Raw genomic sequence first — 17,316 nt, 5'->3', positions numbered from 1 at the left:
TCGTTTAATCCATTAAATACAATTCACACAAATAGAAGTCTATTAACAATTTTACATTATATTTATTACGATATTGTAAAGAACTTTCTATTTAAAAACTTCAAGATGCCCGATAGTCAAAATAACATACAAAGTGCTTTAGAAAAATTTGAATTAATGGAACAGGAGGGAAGAGTAGAATTTTTTGACCTAAGTACCTTTGAAGATATCATTGAACACTACTTTGTTAATTTCAATATAAAAAAAGCACTTAAAGCATGCGAGGTAGCCAATAGCGTTTATCCTTTTACAAGTACGATTAAAGTACTCCAAGCAAGGATTTTGGCCTTCTCTGGTGATTATACAAATGCTTTTGCTGCAATTAATGAAGCATTGCAAATTGCACCTACAGACTTCAATGTCTTATTTCATAAAGGATCTCTGCATTCGATCGTAGGAGAGGTTGACAAAGCCATAAGCAGCTTTGAAAATGCACTCCCATATGCAGAAAATCCAGCCGACATATATTACAACATTGGTATTACACTGCAATCCATCAATGAATTTGAGCAGGCTGTAGAAGCTTTTAAAAAATCCATTGAAAGCGATATGTCGCATGAAAATACCATCTACGAGCTAGTAGACTGTAGCGTACAGCTTCATCAAACAAAGGAACTCCAAGACTTCCTCCAGAAGTTTGTTGACAATGATCCCTACAATACAGATGCATGGTATAACCTAGGAGTTTATTTCAGTCAAATTAAAGAATATGATGATGCTCTTAAGGCATTTGAATATGCTATTTTAATTGATGACTCTTTTGAGAGTGCTCATATGCAAATAGGACACTGCTACATGAACCTCAAAAGATATGCTGAAGCATTTAGAGGATATTTGGAAGCTTTACAGCATTCGGATGAACCTTCAGCAGAGCTATATTGTCATTTGGGAGCGTCGGCGGAATTGATGAAAGACTATAATGTTGGAATCCGCTACTTCAAAAAGGCCATCGAAACCGATGAAAATTATGATGAAGCTTGGTTTGGAATTGGAGAAAATCACCGCCTATTAGGAAATTACTTAGAAGCTACGCATTATTTAAGCAAAGCCGTAAAGCTGAATAAATTTTATGATGAGTATTGGTTTTCATTAGCACTAGCAGAAGCTGCATTGGGAAATTTAGTTTCAAGTATAGAAGCATTTGAGGAAAGCTGTAGAATTAACCCTCATAGATCTAAGGCTTGGATAGAATGGTCAATGGTTTATTATAATGAAAATGAAACTGAGGAAGCAATAAAAGTACTGAAAAGAGCACTTGAACACTTAGAGGAAAATCATTCCATTCACTACAGGTTAGCGGGTTACTATATGCTTTCTGGAAAGCTAAAAGATGCCTACAAACATATTGAAACCGCATTGAGGCTAAATTATGATGCGCATACCGAATTAGTAGATTTTATTCCGAATAACACCGTGAAAAAAATACTAGAATCTGCGATTCAAAGCTTTCGAAAAAAGTAACTTTTCATGGTTCTTTATCTTTGATTTGATTTTTTTTACATTTCATCTAATCATTTTGGTGAGCTATTTACTATTAATTGATAATTAGCATTAATATTTTATTTTTTTAACATAAATATACACTATAAGCGATTCAGTTTTACGAAATTGCGCCTCGTCTTATTGTGTATTATGTTTGAATGCACTTAGTAAGCAATTAAAAATGTATCGACATAATAAGTCGGTTTTTTTTATTTCAAATCGTCCGATAATGAATTACGTTTTAAATAATCTTCCTGAAAGAAGTGCTAAACCAAGAAACAAAGGTTTAACAATGGCAATGGATAAAGGTATGTCTTTACGTGAAGTTGAAGACGTCTTGTCTATATCAGGAGATTACATTGATATAGTAAAGTTAGGATGGGCTACTTCTTATGTAACTCCTCAGCTTCAAGATAAAATCAACCTTTACAAAGAAGCGGGTATCAACGTTTATTTAGGAGGTACATTATTTGAGGCTTTTGTAATCAGAAATCAATTCGAAGATTACCTTAGAGTAATGGACAAATTCGGTTTGGACTTTGCAGAGGTATCGGATGGCTCAATGGATATGGCTCACGACGTAAAATGTGAGTACATCAACAAGTTATCTCAAAGAGCAACAGTACTTTCTGAAGTAGGTTCTAAAGATGCTGAAAAAATCATTCCTCCATACAAATGGATCGAATTGATGCGTGCAGAATTAGATGCTGGAGCTTGGAAAGTTATTGGTGAAGCTCGTGAAGGTGGAAACGTTGGTTTGTTCCGTTCTTCAGGTGAGGTGAGATCTGGTTTAGTAGAGGAAATCTTAACACAAATCCCTTATGAAAATATTATTTGGGAAGCTCCTCAAAAAGCTCAACAAGTTTGGTTTATCAAGTTGATCGGTACAAACGTAAACCTTGGTAATATTGCTCCTAAAGAAGTAATTCCTTTAGAAACTATCCGTTTAGGTTTAAGAGGCGATACTTTCCATGATTTCTTAAACGAAGGCTGGAAGTAAGCTTAAATTTTATAATGAAGAATCCCCTCTTACAGTGTAAAAACCGTAAGAGGGGATTCTTTTTTAGTTTAACAGTACCTTCCAAGCTTCTTCTACCATTCCTTTATCTAATAATTTACCCGCCAAAATGTGATTATTTTCTCTAGAATCCATCATAGGAATTTCTATATGCTCTAAAGACTCAATAGATGGTATAGCTTCTATATTCGCAAGTTTTGCTAATTGGTTTCCTGTCAATATTTCACTTTCAACAATATGAAGGGGAAGCTGATCTATTCCGATTCCTTTTTTTCTAATTGGTTTTTCAATACTCATTAATGCATTTCCTGATGCTCTTACATAATAGTTTCCACCCATTCTTCCCATTAAATCTAATTTGAAACCTTCTATCATGCCCTTTTCATCTAGTATACTTTCATTTGCATGTATTCTGATCACCTCACATAGTACCAAATTTCCTGCTCCACCTTCTTCTCCCATCGCAATAACCTGCTGAAGTTTACATTCAAATTGGACCAGCGACTCCTTCACTCTTGGTGGTGTTACGTCTACTGATGGAACTTCTGTTAAACCAGACTTGATAAATTCATTGATGCCTTTATCGTATTCGGTACTGGATAGTGACATTTGTTCTACAATATCATAAGTCACAATATTGACGACACACTCCTTAGTTGCCAAAATATTGTCCAAAGTATGCTTTGTGGTATTATCTCTCACTCTTCTTGTGGGTGAAAAAACTAAAATAGGAGGGTTGGCTCCAAAAAAATTAAAGCAGCTATAAGGACTCAAATTAACATTGCCTTCATCATCAACTGTACTTACAAAAGCAATTGGACGAGGTGCAATAGCATTTAACAAGTAACCATGCATTTGTGCTGTAGTTACCTCAGAGGGAGTAAAAGTTTTCATGTGTTTATTGGTGTTTTGTATGATGACCTCAAAGTATCAGTAATCCATTATTTCTCAAAGAAAAAGTCAATTTTTTTGAATTAAACTTGATCAACCCACCACTTTCAAAAAGATCGACTCAACATATATTTGGATTTGCAAATTTACTTTAATTTGCTCACACAAATGTACTAAAAAGGTGCAATGTACTTCATTATTACTCATTCTGAAATAATTATAACCATCTCATAGCTACAGGTATCTCCTTACTGATAACATTGATCATAAATATATTAATATGGGTTTTATACAAAATCTTCTATTTGCATGATCAAATATTATAAAAGCTATTTTTAGGAAATTCAGATCACTATTTTGATTTTATAAGTTAAATATTTGAAGCATGATTTTTCATAATTCATTGATTGATAGCACTTAACAAAGTAAAGTAAATAGTACAAAAAAACGACTATTTGATTAATATCTAACAACTCTCTATTTATTACCCTAAAATGAAGTTGTAACTTCTAATTCACCTAAAAACAAAATAGAATTAAGCTTAAAATAACTTTCAGATAAAATGAAGTGACTACCTTTTCGAAAAGAAATAAAAGTTATGCAAACTGAAATAATACCAACTAAAACAATGATGCAGGAGCTTGGTACTAATAAATTAGTCACTGAGCTTATCATGAAAACTTTAGGGCTTTCAGCAATGAATGAGATGTACACTAAACTATCTCGTTTTGAGGGGATTGAATTGATTGAAAAAGCATTGGATATGCTTAATATCTCTTTTGAAGTCAGTGATGAAGATCTCGCTAAAATACCTAAAGAAGGAGCATTTATTAGTATTTCCAATCATCCTTATGGATTGCTTGATGGGGTATTATTACTTCAGATGATGAACAAGGTACGACCTGATTTTAAGGTAACAGCCAACCATTTTTTGGAGGTCATGAAACCTTTTCAAGATTTGTTTATCAGTGTTGATCCTTTTCGTAAAAAGAAACTAAATGCTTTTTCTAAAGTGTTGAAAACATTAGAAGAAGGTAACTCCATTGGTCTTTTCCCAGCAGGTGAAGTTTCTACTTATTATAATAGTAATAAAAGAATAGAAGATAGACCTTGGACAAAATCGTCTATTCGCTTAATTCAAAATGCAAATGTACCTATCGTTCCAATATATTTCCATGGGGTGAACAGTTGGATGTTCCACTTGTTAGGCAAAGTGCACCCTTCATTAAGAACGATGCAGATCCCAAAAGAATTTTTAAATAAGAAGGGACACAAAATCAAAATCAGAATTGGTCAACCCATACAACCTAAAGAATACCAAAAACACGAAACAATTGAGGAAATCAGTTCTTTCTTAAGAAATAAAACTTACTTATTAGGGGAAGGACTAAAATCTCAAAAATTTCTGAAACCAAACAAAAAGGTAAAAACTGAGGCCGAACCATTATTTCAACCTATTCCAAAAGATGTCTTAGAAGGAGAAATCAAAGATTTATCTTCTTCATCACTACTTTTCAGTCAAAAACAATATGATGTATATATCAGCCCGTCTGAAGAGATTCCTTATATCCTTCTTGAGATTGGTAGACTTAGAGAGAAGACTTTTAGAGATGTAGGAGAGGGGACCAACCACTCCATTGATCTTGATCGCTTTGATGAATATTACCAGCATTTATTCATTTGGGATAGGGAAGAAAGTCGTATAATCGGTTCTTACAGAATCGGTAAAGGCGATGAAATAATGGAATATGTAGGTAAAAAAGGTTTTTATACTAATACTCTTTTCAAATATAAAGAAGGTTTCAAACCTATATTAAGACAAGGAATTGAATTGGGTAGATCTTTTGTGATTAAAGAAAAGCAAAAAGATGCTTTCCCGTTATTTTTTCTTTGGAAGGGGATCAATATTTATCTAAAAAGAAATCCTCATTATAGATATATGTTTGGGTCGGTCAGTATTAGTAATGACTATTCTGATGCATCAAAAGATGCTATAATCTATTACTCACATAAGTTCTTATACAACCACGAACTTTCTCACCTTATTAAACCAAGAAAGAAATATAAAATCACTTCTAATGTACAGGAATACATTGATAAGTTGACCAATAAAGAATATTTCAACATCAATGAACTAGACAAATTATTAGTGGAAATTGATTCTAAAAAATACAAAGTTCCAGTCCTGATCCGTCAATACATCAAATTGAATGGAAAGATTATTGGTTTCAATATCGATCCAAAATTCAATAATTGTTTAGATGGGTTCATTCTGGTCGATGTTCTCAATATACCGCAAAAAGTAACCAATCAATTAAATTAAGTAATTGACGCTGAGAACAAACAGATCAAATACTTATTCAAATCGTTCAACATGACAGAGACCAGGCTGATTATTTTGGCCTGGTCTTTTTATCCTCTCAAAAATTAACTTACGCTACCTGCTGTTGATAAATTCAACTGATACCAATTGATTTTTCTTGTGTAGAACATTGTCGCTCCCAAAATTATTGTCAATCCAATGCTTCCCATCAACAAGGCATAATCTACCATTTGTAATGTGATAAATAAGAAGGTATAAATTCCGAATAAGATCAGCATCAACATTAATGACAGTTTCTTGTTTTTAAATAAACTCAAGGAGTATAATGAAATCATACTTACAATAGCTACAGAAGCAATTCCAAAAGCAAGGTTGAAAGAACTGTGTTCTGAGATCGATACCAATAATGTATAAAACAAGCAGAGGGCAATCCCCACCATGGCATATTGTAAAGGGTGAATTCTTGTTTTATTAATCACTTCCACTAAAAAGAAAATCAAAAAGGTCAAAGCAATGGTCATGGCTCCATATTTAGCAGAACGCATAGAAGTTTGATAATCGTTGATTGGAATCAATAAATCCACACCAAATGCGGTATTATCAAGATTGTTGAATTGTTTAAACTCTCCTGCCATCCACTGCAATGGAAAGTTACGATTCAATTGTAATACGGTCCATTTTGCCGAAAAACCTTCTTCTGTCACTTCTCTAGTATCAGGAAGAAAATTGCCGACAAAACTTGGTGAGTCCCATTTTGAATTCATACTGACTTCTGTTGTTGCACCTAGCGGAATAAAAGACAGATTCTTGCTTCCTTGAAGGATTAGATTGAAACTGAAATCATATTTAGAATTCTTATCTTTAGAAAGATCAACAGGTATAGTCACACCACTTTCAACTAATGAAGGGATTTTACTACCCGGCTCAATGTCTAAAATTGTATCATTCCATTTGACTTTAATTTGATTTTTAATACCTCTTAAGTCATTAATGCCAACTGTTAAAAATGCTTTGTCTAATAGTATTTCTTTGAAATCAGCAGGTCTTGGAATTGATTTTAAATCAAACTGACCTTTCAAATCCATATTAGATGTATAAACAATGATATCGTAAATGCCTCTGTTCAAAGATTTCGGATCCACCTTTCCATCAATCTTTAATTCCTGAGGTAATAGATACCAATTTTGTGTGTATTCTATCACTTCTCCCTCTTGATTTTCTCTTTCCATCAATATAGGAACTGTTAGAATTGGCCCTTTCACCACCTGTTCATTTGACCATTTTGAAGACACCTCTTTAATGGCTTTTCTATTCATATTTTCCCTTTCATAAATAATGGATTCAATCATAGAAAGTGGTATTAATAATAACAGCATTAGAATAGTAATTATGCCCACTTTGACCATTACTGTGTTCTTTGCCCAACTTCTTTGAGGCTTTTGATTTTGTTGTTGTTCCATAATAATTAGATAAAAATATATTTGATGAGTAATTTTTTAACTCGTTTTTAAAAGTGTTATGCTTTAGTCTATGAGACTGTTGTTTGCTTATTCAAAGCCTTAATAATTACTTTCGGACGCCTTGAAATGCTTCTTTGCTTTGGTCTAATCAGCTCCATTACATTGTTTTCTTTATAGTTCACTTTTGATAAAATTGACTCTAGAAGTGGAAGCATGTTATTGAGATTTCTAGATTTAATGATGAAGTTCCAAAGCGGTTCAAATTTTTTCCATCCACCACTGTACAGCAAATGTTTTAGTTTGTGCTTATGTGCATCATGACTGAGACTTCCCTTTAGAATATTGGACCAAGCGTAAAACTCTTTATACGCCCAATCATAACCTTCTTTTAATTCCTGAGCCGTTAGTTTATTGGTTTGGTAAACGACATTTCTGGTATCATACATATCCCAATTTCTAGTAATGATACGGCCACTGCTTTCCATATCTTTAAAGAGTTTAGTGCCGGGGTAAGGCGTCAAAACATGATAAGTAGAAGTAGTAATTCCGTTTTCTACGCCCCAATCTACTGTTCTTTTAAACACATCTTTGTCATCGTCATCCAGCCCGAAAACGAAACTGCCATTGATCATAATTCCTAAAGAATGTAGTCTTTGAACTGCTTTCTTATAGTCTTTTTGTAGGTTTTGCTTTTTGTTGCTTTGCTTTAAGTTTTCTGGGGAAAAGGTCTCAAATCCTACAAATAAGCTTCTTAAACCAGCTTCCGCTGCTTTTTCTATTAGGTTTCCTCTTAAAATGGAATCAATTGTGGCTGCTCCTTGGAATACTCTGTTCATTCCTTTCATTCCATCAAATAATTCAGTGGCAAACTTTGCATTACCTAAAAGGTGATCATCCAAAAAGTACAAATGCTTACCTGGCAAACGGTCAATTTCTGCCAAGGCGTCATCCACTTGTTGCGTATAAAAGCCTTTTCCTCCTTCAAAAAAGGCGTCTTTATAACAGAAATCGCAATGATGAGGACAACCTCTGGTCACTACAATTGAGTTAGGAACGAGGTAACATTCCCTTTTAATTAAGTCCCGTCTAATCGGCGGAGCTCCAACAAGCGTTCTAACGGATGAGAAATACCTTTTTTGAGGTCTTTTATTTTTAAAGTCTTTAAGAAATTGAGGAAAAGTTTCTTCCCCTGGGCCTAAAAAAAGAGAATCAGCATGTGGTGCCGCTTCATCAGGAAGAGAAGTCACATGCAAACCACCAAGTACCACATAAGCTCCTTTTGCTCTGTAGTGATCAGCAATTTTATAGGAGCGATACGCATTGGTAATATAAACTTGAATGACTACAAGGTCGGGCTCATCATTAAGATTCAGTGTTTCTACATGCTGATCTTGAAGATCAATTTCATCTTCAGAAGAGAGATAAGAAGCTAAAGTGGCTAAACCCAATGGTGGAAATAAAGAGTATTTGATTGGTCTCCAAAAAGGACTTTCAGCTTCTGCCAATGCTGGCAATATCATTTTTACTTTCATAGTTTTCTAAAAGTACTTTGAATTACAAAGTGAATGAATAAAATTTTTATATTAAAATGAGAGCCAATGCCTCAGCATCAATTGAAGTACCACTTTATCTAACCTTCTTTTGAGTATTTTTTCTTCTCTTCGAAATAAGTTTTTGTACATAATTGTATAATTTAAAAGTACTTTGAAATACAAAGTAATAGTTTAAAATTTTTTATTTTAGTAAATCTTCAATGGCTTTAATATGTTTTTGGAAAGCCACTTTCCCTTCATTGGTAGCAGAATATTTGGTATTGGGTTTACGGTTCAAAAACTCTTTTCTTACCGAAACAAACTCATTCTTCTCCAAATACTTCAAGTGACTCGCCAAGTTGCCATCTGTGACACCGAGCAGTTCTTTGAGGGAATTAAAATCCAGGTACTCATTTACAACAAGTGCCGCCATAATTCCCAATCGAACTTTATTTTCAAATGCTTTATTTAAATTGTTTAATAAGTCTTTCACTTTTGAGGATTAAAATACATGTATAGACCATATGCAATATGCAAGAATCCAAAGCCTATTGTCCAGAACCATAAACCGTATCCAATAAATTGCGTCGCCAAAAGTCCTAAAATTATTTCAATTATCCCAAGACCACGTAGTTCTGAGATGGTATATTTACTAGCATTCACGAGTGCAAGCCCATAAAAAATCAAAGTAAGAGGAGCAGCCAAACCAATAAATCCTTTTGCCACCAATGCCAATGTCAGTAAACCGCCCGTTGCCAATGGTATCATCAAATTAATCAATAACCTTTTTGCTTGAAGGTCCCATAGTTTCTGACCGTTTTTCTTTGCTTCAGAAAATGTAAAATATAAAGCAGAACCAATCGCCGCCAATAATGTTACTGCACCGGTGATGATAAGGGCATCTATCTTCTTCTCACTAATAATATTTCTCTCATATCCGATATTATAAAGAATATCATAAGCGAAGTATGCTCCTACTAATGCACAAATCCCAGCACTGATTCCAGAGAGGCCACTCAAGGAGATAAACCGAGATGAACGGTTCATGATATCCTTGATTTCTTTTAAGTCGTTGATGTAATCTTGTTCTTTCATAAAAAGTACTTTGTATTTCAAAGTAAGTAAATAAATTTATATTATTCAAAATTCAACAAGAAAAACAATGCTCATTGATCACTGCATTTCAAGATAAATTATACTATAAAAAAACATTTCTTGTCACTATTTCCCCTTTTTATGTAAAACTGATATACAGCCTAAATCGTTTTAAAAACAGAAATTAATACACTGATAATCTGATAGTAATCTAATTATTCAAAATAATTTCAACCTTACAATAGGGGTGAATCCCTTATAACGTGTCATCATGATGTAAACCATAATTATTTTATAAACTATAAAAAATGAGAAACTTAATTTTAATTCTACTTAGTTCAATTGTTTTATTTTCTAGTTGTAATATCTCTGAAAATGTGGCCGGTTCACCCAAGAAGACATTTGATTTAGACATCGAAGAAACAATTACTGGAATTGAATTAAACGTGGCAGGTGAAGTTGTGATAGATCAAAGTGATAATCAATCTGCAACTGTAGTGACGCAACAAGAAGTAATGGATCATTTATCCTACAATGTTAGTAATGGCGTTTTAATCATTGACTTTGAAAAGAATTTCAAGAACTATGACTTCAAACTTTATCTTAACGTTGCTACTTTAAATAGAGTAAATGTAAATGGGAGTGGAAAGGCAGTTGTTTATAATCTTAACGCTGATGAATTGGCACTTAAGATAGCAGGTAGTGGTGATATCGTTGTTGAAGATGCTTCACATGTTGCCAATACTATTGATCTAAAACTTGATGGTTCAGGAAATATTAATGTTGAAAAAATTTCAACAAATACTGTGACTGCAACAAGAGCCGGGAGTGGAGACATTTCTCTATATGGAACAAATAATACATTGAATGCAAAATTGGATGGCTCTGGAGATTTGAATGCTGATCAGCTTATTTCAAAAGATGTTAGTGTAACAAATTCAGGCTCAGGAAATGTACATGTACACTGTGATGGTGTCTTATATATTCGAAATTCTGGTAGTGGAACAGTAAAAGTGGGAGGTAATCCTACTTCTATTTTATAATTATATTGAAAAGAGAGTTCACACTTTATTAAGAATTGATACCCTAAGTTCAACAAGCTTAGGGTTTTTCATTTTAAAACATTCTGTTTTTTAGGTGTGAATATCTATTATTTCACGAATGCCATCTTACCAACATTCTACTATTTCTGAAAACTTAAAAACAGCAATCAATAATAAGATCTCTTTTGATTTTACTACACTTAAGAAACTCACATTAATGTGAATAAGTAGATTTTCAAAATCTTACCAACACAATAAGTGGTTGATTATTAAATATTTAAATCATTTACTCAAGAGTGTGAATTAAGTTATTCACATTACTAACATTCCATTTTTTGATTTTAAATCATTGATTTTATCCACAAAAACAAGACTTATTCACAATTGTACTTATCAACAGAGGTTACCAACAACAATGTTGATAAAATAAAGAAACCTCTGCATTTCCAATCCTGAAAACACAGAGGTTTTTACTATTATGTGAATAAGTATCTTCTTTTATTAGATACTTGCTGCCATTTCTGTGAAGTTTCTCCACACATCATGATCAGGCAGTTTTGCTGTAAAACGTACAGGCTCTTTTTTCACTGGGTGTTCAAATTCCAATTCTCTGGCATGAAGGAAAATCAATTTACCTTTCATGATTCTTTTTGGAGCACCATATTTCATATCACCAACAATTGGAGAAGCAATGTTTCCTAGTTGTGCACGGATCTGATGCGAACGACCTGTTTTAGGAATTACCTCCAAGCAGTAATTATCACCCACTCTTCCAAGTAACTGATAATAGGTTTCTACATATTTACCACCTTTTTTCTCAGATTGATAAACATGAGAACGGTTCTTCTTCGGATCTTTCTTCATCCAGTTGATCATCGTGTCCTCATCGTACTGAGGCTTTTTACCAACTAGAGCGATATATTTTTTAGTAATCTTATGATCTTGAAAGATCTTCGCCATTCTTTCCGCCGCTTTTGAAGTACGGGCAAAAACAACAACACCACTTACAGGTCTATCCAAACGGTGAACGGGTGCTAAAAATACAGCACCAGGCTTATTGTATTTTTCTTTGATATACTCTTTTACAATATCTAAAAGAGTTTCATCACCTGTTTCATCCCCTTGTACAAGAATACCTGGAGCTTTATTCACAACCACTAAATGATTGTCTTCATAGATGACTTGTGATTGATCGATTTTCATAGTTTCGAAATTTTAGACTAACTCAAAAATGAATTAGTATTGTTCTTTTTCGTTCGGGAAATCTACCGATTTTACATCTTGAATATAATGCTGAACTGCTTCTGTCATCATACCGCCAATGTTGGCATATCTCCTTAAGAAACGTGGTTTAAAGTCTTGTGTAATACCTAGCATATCATGAACAACTAATACTTGTCCATCCACTCCAGAACCAGCACCAATACCAATCACCGGTATAGTCAACTCTTTTGCAACTCTTTCTGCTAATGCTGAAGGGATTTTTTCTAATACTAAGGCAAAACATCCTAATTCTTCTAACAGCTTGGCATCGTCAATTAATTTCTGAGCTTCAGCTTCTTCTTTTGCTCTTACTGTATACGTACCAAACTTATAAATAGATTGAGGTGTTAATCCCAAATGTCCCATCACTGGAATACCAGCTGATAAAATTCTTTTTACAGAATCCTCAATTTCCTTTCCGCCTTCAACTTTTACAGCATGTCCGCCTGACTCTTTCATGATACGGATCGCAGAGCGCAATGCTTCAGTTGAACTACCTTGGTAGCTACCGAAAGGAATGTCCACCACTACTAACGCACGGTCAACAGCGTTGACTACAGAAGTAGCGTGATAAATCATATGATCTAAAGTGATTGGTAAAGTTGTTTCGTTACCTGCCATCACATTGGATGCCGAATCACCTACTAAAATAACATCAATACCTGCACCATCAATAATCTTAGCCATAGAATAATCGTAAGCGGTAAGCATAGATATTTTCTCACCTCTTTCTTTCATTGCTGCTAATTGATGTGTAGTAACCTTTTTTATATCTGATTTATGGACTGACATTTGATTTTTATGTTAATAATGAATTCCTCTATCTAGTTAAATTGATTTGCAAATATACGAAGTATCTGTTGATTCATAACAGTGATTAAGATCCACTAACCTTCTCCAACAGATGATCTTTGTCTTACTTTTTGTCAATAGTTCAAAATAAAACGATCTGCTATTGAAACTTGAACTTTTGTTTACACATTCCTTTAATTTAAATATTGGTTGTATTTTCGGGCATGGATAAAAAAATGAGGTTTAAAAACAAGGTTTGTTGGGTTACTGGGGCATCTTCTGGCATTGGAAAAGCGGTAACATTACTACTGAGTCAGCAATTCCCAAAGCTGATACTTTCAGCTAGAAACCAAGAGAAATTAGAGGAAGTAAAAAAGAATATTGACCCTAAAGTAGAGGTTAGTATTTTACCTCTAGACCTTGCCGATAATAAAGAAATTTTACATCAAAAAGCAAAGGAAGCTTATTCCATTTATCAAAAGATTGATTGTATATTTCATATTGGTGGAATCAGTCAAAGAGCCGGTTTTGAAGAAACTTCATACGACACTTTTGAACAAATTTTTAAAGTCAATTTCTGGGGTCCACTGTACCTTACCAAAGCCTCATTACCTTACCTCAGAGAAGTCTCAAACCCTATTATTGTTTCTATCAATAGTGTTCAAGGAAAATTCGGTGTTCCTGAAAGAACAGCTTACTCTTCCTCCAAGCATGCACTCTTAGGTTTCTTTGATTCTTTAAGAGCTGAAAATATCATTCCCAATCTTCAAATTACCAATATTTTACCGGGGTATGTAAAAACAGACCTCGCCAAAAATGCTCTTTTGGGTGATGGTTCAACACAAGGGCATTTGGATGAAGGAAAAGAAGGAATTACGGTTGAAAAAGCCGCTCAAGATATTGTAAAAGCAGTCACAAACGGAAAAAGTGAAGTGGTAATCGGCAGGCCAAGAGAAAAAATGGCCGTATTAATCAAACGTTTTTTACCGAAGGTATTCGAAAAATTAGTCAGCTCCTCGTAGGGGTTGACCTATGTGTCTACCCGCAAAGCCACATGACCAAAGGTCTATAAAAATCACAAGGAAATAACTACTTCAAAAAGTGCTTATTTATAAACTCCTGAAAGCTATCCTTATATTGATCACTCACCGGCAATACAACATCCCCCTCAAAGTAAATTCTATTCCTACTTATACTCACAATCTCATTCAGATTAACGATATAAGAACGGTGCACTCTCAAAAAGTTCTCTGAAGGAAGAAAATCCATTACTTTCGTCAAGCTAAATAAAATCATCAAAGGCTTACCTTCCACAAGGTGTATTCGGATATAATCCTTCATCCCTTCAATGTATTTTATCTCCTCAAACTTTATTCTGACAATCTTATAATCCGTTTTGATAAACAGGAAATCGCTCTCTTTCTTTACTGTAGATTCAGTTTCTTCAATAGGTTTTGTTTCAGAAAAGTACCTCGATTTCGTTTTTTCCAACGACTTTGAAAATACAGGAAAGGAGATAGGCTTCACCAAATAATCTGCCGCATCCACTTGAAAACCTTCTACCGCATATTCTCTATAAGCTGTGGTAAAAATCACTTTCGGAGGGTTGGTTAATGATTTTACAAATTCCATCCCTGAAAGATCCGGCATATTGATGTCTACAAACATCAAGTCTACCTCTTCTTCATTCAAAAATTGAATAGCATTGATGGCACTCGTAAATGTTTTTATCAATTGAAAAGAAGGAATCTTCTCCACATAACTTTGGATTTGCTTTAACGCCAAAGGTTCATCATCTATGGCAATACATCTAATCATAACGGGATTTTTAGGTTTACAGTAAAGATGTTATTTTCCTGATTAATATCTAAAGAATAAACATCACCAAACAGCAGGTCCAGTCTTTTTTCTGTATTTGCTAATCCAATTCCAGATCCTTTATTTTTCTTCTGATGCTGATGTATTCTGTTAGAAATAAAGAAATGCAATTGATTATTTTCAATGGCGTATTTCAAATGAATAAAAGCAGGTTCATTATAACTTACGCCATACTTAAATGCATTTTCTATTAATGAAATCGTCAACAAAGGAGGCACTTCTACTTGAGGCAATTCATCAGGAATTTCCACTTTTAGATCGAAATCATCCATCAAACGTAATTTCATCAAATCGATATAACCTTTTATAAAATTAATTTCCTCAGAAAGAGAACTTTTTGAAGATTGCGAATCATAGAGCATATAGTCCATCATATGCGATAAACTAATGATCGCTTCCTGCGCTTTTTCTTTATCAAAATCAATTAATGCATGAATATTATTTAAAGTATTCATAAAGAAATGCGGACTGATCTGGGTCTTCAAGAAAGCCATTTTGTTAGCGATATTCTCCTTCTCTGCCTTCAATTTATTTTGCTCCGATTTCGTCCATTTACTGAAAAATAAAAGACTAGAATCAAACCCAATCAACAGAATACTTAGGATAATAAAATTAGCATATGGAGGCACAAATTCTTTCTGTCTAATTATTTCATGATGGGGAGGATGTATAGGGGGAAAATGCTCTCTAGGTCTCATCCTTGGCAAACGCTGATTTTCAAAATAGGTGTGCAGATAATACACCACCACAGATAAAGTGACAATACTTACCCCAACAAGAATAAAGTACTTGACCTTTTTATCTTTGAAAAAGAATTTTGGCATAAAGTAAAAGTGATTGACAAGATAAACCATCAACAACACTGCATACTCTGCCCAAATTTTCTGAATGTGATTCCATTTTATTCCGTTCTCATAATCCCCAAACAACAAAGGCATGGAGAATAAAAGTAACCACACCAGGGTGGTTAGAATAAATGGAACCTGATTGACCTGCTTCTGCATTTTATTTAATAGCTATTTCATAGTAAAAATAGAAAGGTATTTTAGTGAAATAGAGTAAGAGGAAAGAAAATACTCTTTTACCTCTTACCTCAAAAAACACTCTATTCTACTGTTCTTACTAATCGAACATAATTATAAATTCTGATTGCATCACCCTGAGGCCCAAAGCCCTCTTCATAGTCTGCGGGATCTCCAGTTTTAGGATCACTTCTTTGAGAACCTGCACCATGAATATCGATCCATCCGTTCATATTTCCTAAGCTTCTACCAAAAGCCACATAAACAGCACTACCTCCTCCTTTATTCGCCATAGACTCATGGGTAGTACTTGACCAATACCAAGGGAAATCTTCCTCATCCCTTTCATTGATAATCGTTGTGCATTCAAAAACAGGATCAATAGAAGCAGAATTATGTGTAGCAGGCGAACGGTCATAATCAACAATACTCTGCAGTTCTTTCGCATCCGGCAATCTCCAATCTGTATGACCTGCCAACTCACTGTTTTCAGCATATTTCAAAGCATCTTGCCATAAAATTGCTTCTCCATTATCAGCTGTTGACCACATCAAACCTGTCATTTTATCCGTCACTGTTCCATCTCCATTATCAGTATAGTCATTTTGACCATAAGTAGCATTTCCTCTAACCAATAAGTAATTGAAAGCCTTATCACCACTTCCATGAGGATTATTAGTTCCATAACCTTTAATACGACCATCTGCGAAGTTGACACCAAATACTAATGTTTCTACTTCTTTACTCACATAAACATTGGTCGTGGCACATTGCATATCGATCAATCTTTCACCCGCACTTACATCTCCATAAGCAAATTCAAAAGTACTGTTATCAATAAAGGGTGTCAAATTTGACGTTGAAGTACTTTCTGGAGCAATATCTTTTCCACTGTACATTATCAGTGAATACATCTCTTTGATTGTTGGTACTCTCCAATCAGAATAGCCTGCATAAGAGAAACCATTTTCTACTAAAGCTAGAATTTCATTGTAAGTCAGTTTATCATTGACATCAATCGTTCCATCTCCATTGTGGTCAAAGCTCTGCTGCCACATTAAGCCCGTAACATTATCCGTCACCGTGCCATCGTTATTGTCTGTATAAGAAGGTACATTACCTAAATAGTTCGCATTCTGACCATAAAAATCATCTCCTTCAACTTGTGTTGTTGTGGCTTGTGAATTATTAAAAAAGGTAGTTTGATTCGTTCCCACAACCGGGTATCCTGATATATCAGGCAAATTATTTCCAGGAACTTCAGGGTTTTCCTCCGTTTCTTCAATGATTTCATCTTCCTGGGAACAAGAAGTAAAACTAAAAGTCATAAAAGCCAAAAGTCCTGTTAGTATGCTTAGTCTAAAAATAGATTTATTCATGATGATTGATCTTTAAGATTAATGTTATTCAAATGTAGTCTTGACATTATTCTGAAAGAAGTACAATCTACCAATCAAGGCTTTTTATCGACGAATTAA

General features: G+C 34.1%; 15 protein-coding genes. 5 read left to right on the top strand and 10 right to left on the bottom strand.

The window, feature by feature from the left end; genetic code table 11:
* Nucleotides 1-105: 105 nt before the first annotated feature.
* Together PL77_RS24215 and PL77_RS24210 are read left to right on the top strand one after the other, a co-directional pair.
* Entirely contained in the window at nt 106-1,500 is a 1,395-nt protein-coding gene (locus tag PL77_RS24215) for a tetratricopeptide repeat protein (protein WP_044211182.1), read from the top strand.
* Between the two features lie 250 nt (nt 1,501-1,750).
* Nucleotides 1,751-2,521 carry a phosphosulfolactate synthase gene (locus PL77_RS24210; RefSeq protein ID WP_044211180.1) on the top strand — a complete coding sequence of 257 codons (771 nt, stop codon included), beginning with the start codon at nt 1,751-1,753 and terminating at the stop codon, nt 2,519-2,521.
* Nucleotides 2,522-2,584: 63 nt separating this feature from the next.
* Here PL77_RS24210 and PL77_RS24205 read toward each other — a convergent pair whose 3' ends face one another.
* A complete protein-coding gene (locus PL77_RS24205) occupies nt 2,585-3,433 on the bottom strand; it encodes a flavin reductase family protein (RefSeq protein WP_044211178.1) in 849 nt (282 codons plus the stop codon).
* 595 nt (nt 3,434-4,028) lie between these two features.
* On the opposite strand from PL77_RS24205, the gene PL77_RS24200 reads away from it, so the two are divergent.
* The gene (locus PL77_RS24200) at nt 4,029-5,753 is read left to right on the top strand and encodes a lysophospholipid acyltransferase family protein (protein WP_052444688.1); all 1,725 of its coding nucleotides are present in this window, start codon (nt 4,029-4,031) and stop codon (nt 5,751-5,753) included.
* Between the two features lie 104 nt (nt 5,754-5,857).
* On the opposite strand, the gene creD is transcribed toward PL77_RS24200, so the two are convergent.
* The 4 genes from creD to PL77_RS24180 all read right to left on the bottom strand — a co-directional run bounded on the left by creD (nt 5,858) and on the right by PL77_RS24180 (nt 9,840).
* Complete coding sequence (creD, locus tag PL77_RS24195; RefSeq protein ID WP_044211175.1) at nt 5,858-7,213, bottom strand: cell envelope integrity protein CreD; 1,356 nt, start codon at nt 7,211-7,213, stop codon at nt 5,858-5,860.
* A 68-nt stretch (nt 7,214-7,281) separates the two neighbouring features.
* Nucleotides 7,282-8,745 carry a B12-binding domain-containing radical SAM protein gene (locus PL77_RS24190; RefSeq protein ID WP_082026711.1) on the bottom strand — a complete coding sequence of 488 codons (1,464 nt, stop codon included), beginning with the start codon at nt 8,743-8,745 and terminating at the stop codon, nt 7,282-7,284.
* Between the two features lie 202 nt (nt 8,746-8,947).
* Nucleotides 8,948-9,238, bottom strand: a complete 291-nt coding sequence (locus tag PL77_RS24185; RefSeq protein ID WP_044211174.1) for a transcriptional regulator — start codon at nt 9,236-9,238, stop codon at nt 8,948-8,950.
* A complete protein-coding gene (locus tag PL77_RS24180; RefSeq protein ID WP_044211173.1) occupies nt 9,235-9,840 on the bottom strand; it encodes a hypothetical protein in 606 nt (201 codons plus the stop codon). Before PL77_RS24180 ends, PL77_RS24185 begins: the two co-directional genes overlap by 4 nt.
* Nucleotides 9,841-10,148: 308 nt before the next feature.
* On the opposite strand from PL77_RS24180, the gene PL77_RS24175 reads away from it, so the two are divergent.
* Nucleotides 10,149-10,883, top strand: a complete 735-nt coding sequence (locus PL77_RS24175; protein ID WP_044211170.1) for a head GIN domain-containing protein — start codon at nt 10,149-10,151, stop codon at nt 10,881-10,883.
* A 501-nt stretch (nt 10,884-11,384) separates the two neighbouring features.
* Here PL77_RS24175 and PL77_RS24170 read toward each other — a convergent pair.
* Together PL77_RS24170 and panB are read right to left on the bottom strand one after the other, a co-directional pair.
* Nucleotides 11,385-12,086 carry an RluA family pseudouridine synthase gene (locus PL77_RS24170; protein ID WP_044211169.1) on the bottom strand — a complete coding sequence of 234 codons (702 nt, stop codon included), beginning with the start codon at nt 12,084-12,086 and terminating at the stop codon, nt 11,385-11,387.
* Nucleotides 12,087-12,119: 33 nt separating this feature from the next.
* Nucleotides 12,120-12,938, bottom strand: a complete 819-nt coding sequence (gene panB, locus PL77_RS24165) for a 3-methyl-2-oxobutanoate hydroxymethyltransferase (RefSeq protein ID WP_044211167.1) — start codon at nt 12,936-12,938, stop codon at nt 12,120-12,122.
* Between the two features lie 236 nt (nt 12,939-13,174).
* On the opposite strand from panB, the gene PL77_RS24160 reads away from it, so the two are divergent.
* Nucleotides 13,175-13,960 (top strand): SDR family NAD(P)-dependent oxidoreductase, encoded by a 786-nt coding sequence (locus PL77_RS24160; protein WP_044211224.1) that lies wholly within the window; start codon nt 13,175-13,177, stop codon nt 13,958-13,960.
* 67 nt (nt 13,961-14,027) lie between these two features.
* Here PL77_RS24160 and PL77_RS24155 read toward each other — a convergent pair whose 3' ends face one another.
* From PL77_RS24155 to PL77_RS24145, 3 genes are all read right to left on the bottom strand, one after another.
* Complete coding sequence (locus PL77_RS24155; protein ID WP_044211165.1) at nt 14,028-14,756, bottom strand: LytTR family DNA-binding domain-containing protein; 729 nt, start codon at nt 14,754-14,756, stop codon at nt 14,028-14,030.
* Nucleotides 14,753-15,820 carry a sensor histidine kinase gene (locus PL77_RS30990; RefSeq protein WP_052444687.1) on the bottom strand — a complete coding sequence of 356 codons (1,068 nt, stop codon included), beginning with the start codon at nt 15,818-15,820 and terminating at the stop codon, nt 14,753-14,755. The genes PL77_RS24155 and PL77_RS30990 overlap by 4 nt, the downstream gene beginning before the upstream one ends.
* A gap of 101 nt (nt 15,821-15,921) precedes the next feature.
* Nucleotides 15,922-17,217 carry a DUF1566 domain-containing protein gene (locus PL77_RS24145; RefSeq protein ID WP_216595937.1) on the bottom strand — a complete coding sequence of 432 codons (1,296 nt, stop codon included), beginning with the start codon at nt 17,215-17,217 and terminating at the stop codon, nt 15,922-15,924.
* Nucleotides 17,218-17,316: the final 99 nt, after the last annotated feature.

This window comes from Flammeovirga sp. OC4, assembly GCF_000812565.1.
GTDB lineage: Bacteria > Bacteroidota > Bacteroidia > Cytophagales > Flammeovirgaceae > Flammeovirga.
Note: the sequence above shows the minus strand (reverse complement) of the source record. Positions and strands in the feature narration are given on the sequence as shown.

Excerpts from the sequence above, each read along its gene's own strand:
- creD (WP_044211175.1), bottom strand. The coding sequence starts at position 7,213 with ATGGAACAACAACAAAATCAAAAGCCTCAAAGAAGTTGGGCAAAGAAC.
- PL77_RS24200 (WP_052444688.1), top strand. The coding sequence starts at position 4,029 with ATGCAAACTGAAATAATACCAACTAAAACAATGATGCAGGAGCTTGGT.
- PL77_RS24175 (WP_044211170.1), top strand. The coding sequence starts at position 10,149 with ATGAGAAACTTAATTTTAATTCTACTTAGTTCAATTGTTTTATTTTCT.
- PL77_RS24210 (WP_044211180.1), top strand. The coding sequence starts at position 1,751 with ATGAATTACGTTTTAAATAATCTTCCTGAAAGAAGTGCTAAACCAAGA.
- panB (WP_044211167.1), bottom strand. The coding sequence starts at position 12,938 with ATGTCAGTCCATAAATCAGATATAAAAAAGGTTACTACACATCAATTA.
- PL77_RS24155 (WP_044211165.1), bottom strand. The coding sequence starts at position 14,756 with ATGATTAGATGTATTGCCATAGATGATGAACCTTTGGCGTTAAAGCAA.
- PL77_RS24145 (WP_216595937.1), bottom strand. The coding sequence starts at position 17,217 with ATGAATAAATCTATTTTTAGACTAAGCATACTAACAGGACTTTTGGCT.
- PL77_RS24205 (WP_044211178.1), bottom strand. The coding sequence starts at position 3,433 with ATGAAAACTTTTACTCCCTCTGAGGTAACTACAGCACAAATGCATGGT.
- PL77_RS30990 (WP_052444687.1), bottom strand. The coding sequence starts at position 15,820 with ATGCAGAAGCAGGTCAATCAGGTTCCATTTATTCTAACCACCCTGGTG.
- PL77_RS24180 (WP_044211173.1), bottom strand. The coding sequence starts at position 9,840 with ATGAAAGAACAAGATTACATCAACGACTTAAAAGAAATCAAGGATATC.
- PL77_RS24160 (WP_044211224.1), top strand. The coding sequence starts at position 13,175 with ATGAGGTTTAAAAACAAGGTTTGTTGGGTTACTGGGGCATCTTCTGGC.
- PL77_RS24190 (WP_082026711.1), bottom strand. The coding sequence starts at position 8,745 with ATGAAAGTAAAAATGATATTGCCAGCATTGGCAGAAGCTGAAAGTCCT.
- PL77_RS24170 (WP_044211169.1), bottom strand. The coding sequence starts at position 12,086 with ATGAAAATCGATCAATCACAAGTCATCTATGAAGACAATCATTTAGTG.
- PL77_RS24215 (WP_044211182.1), top strand. The coding sequence starts at position 106 with ATGCCCGATAGTCAAAATAACATACAAAGTGCTTTAGAAAAATTTGAA.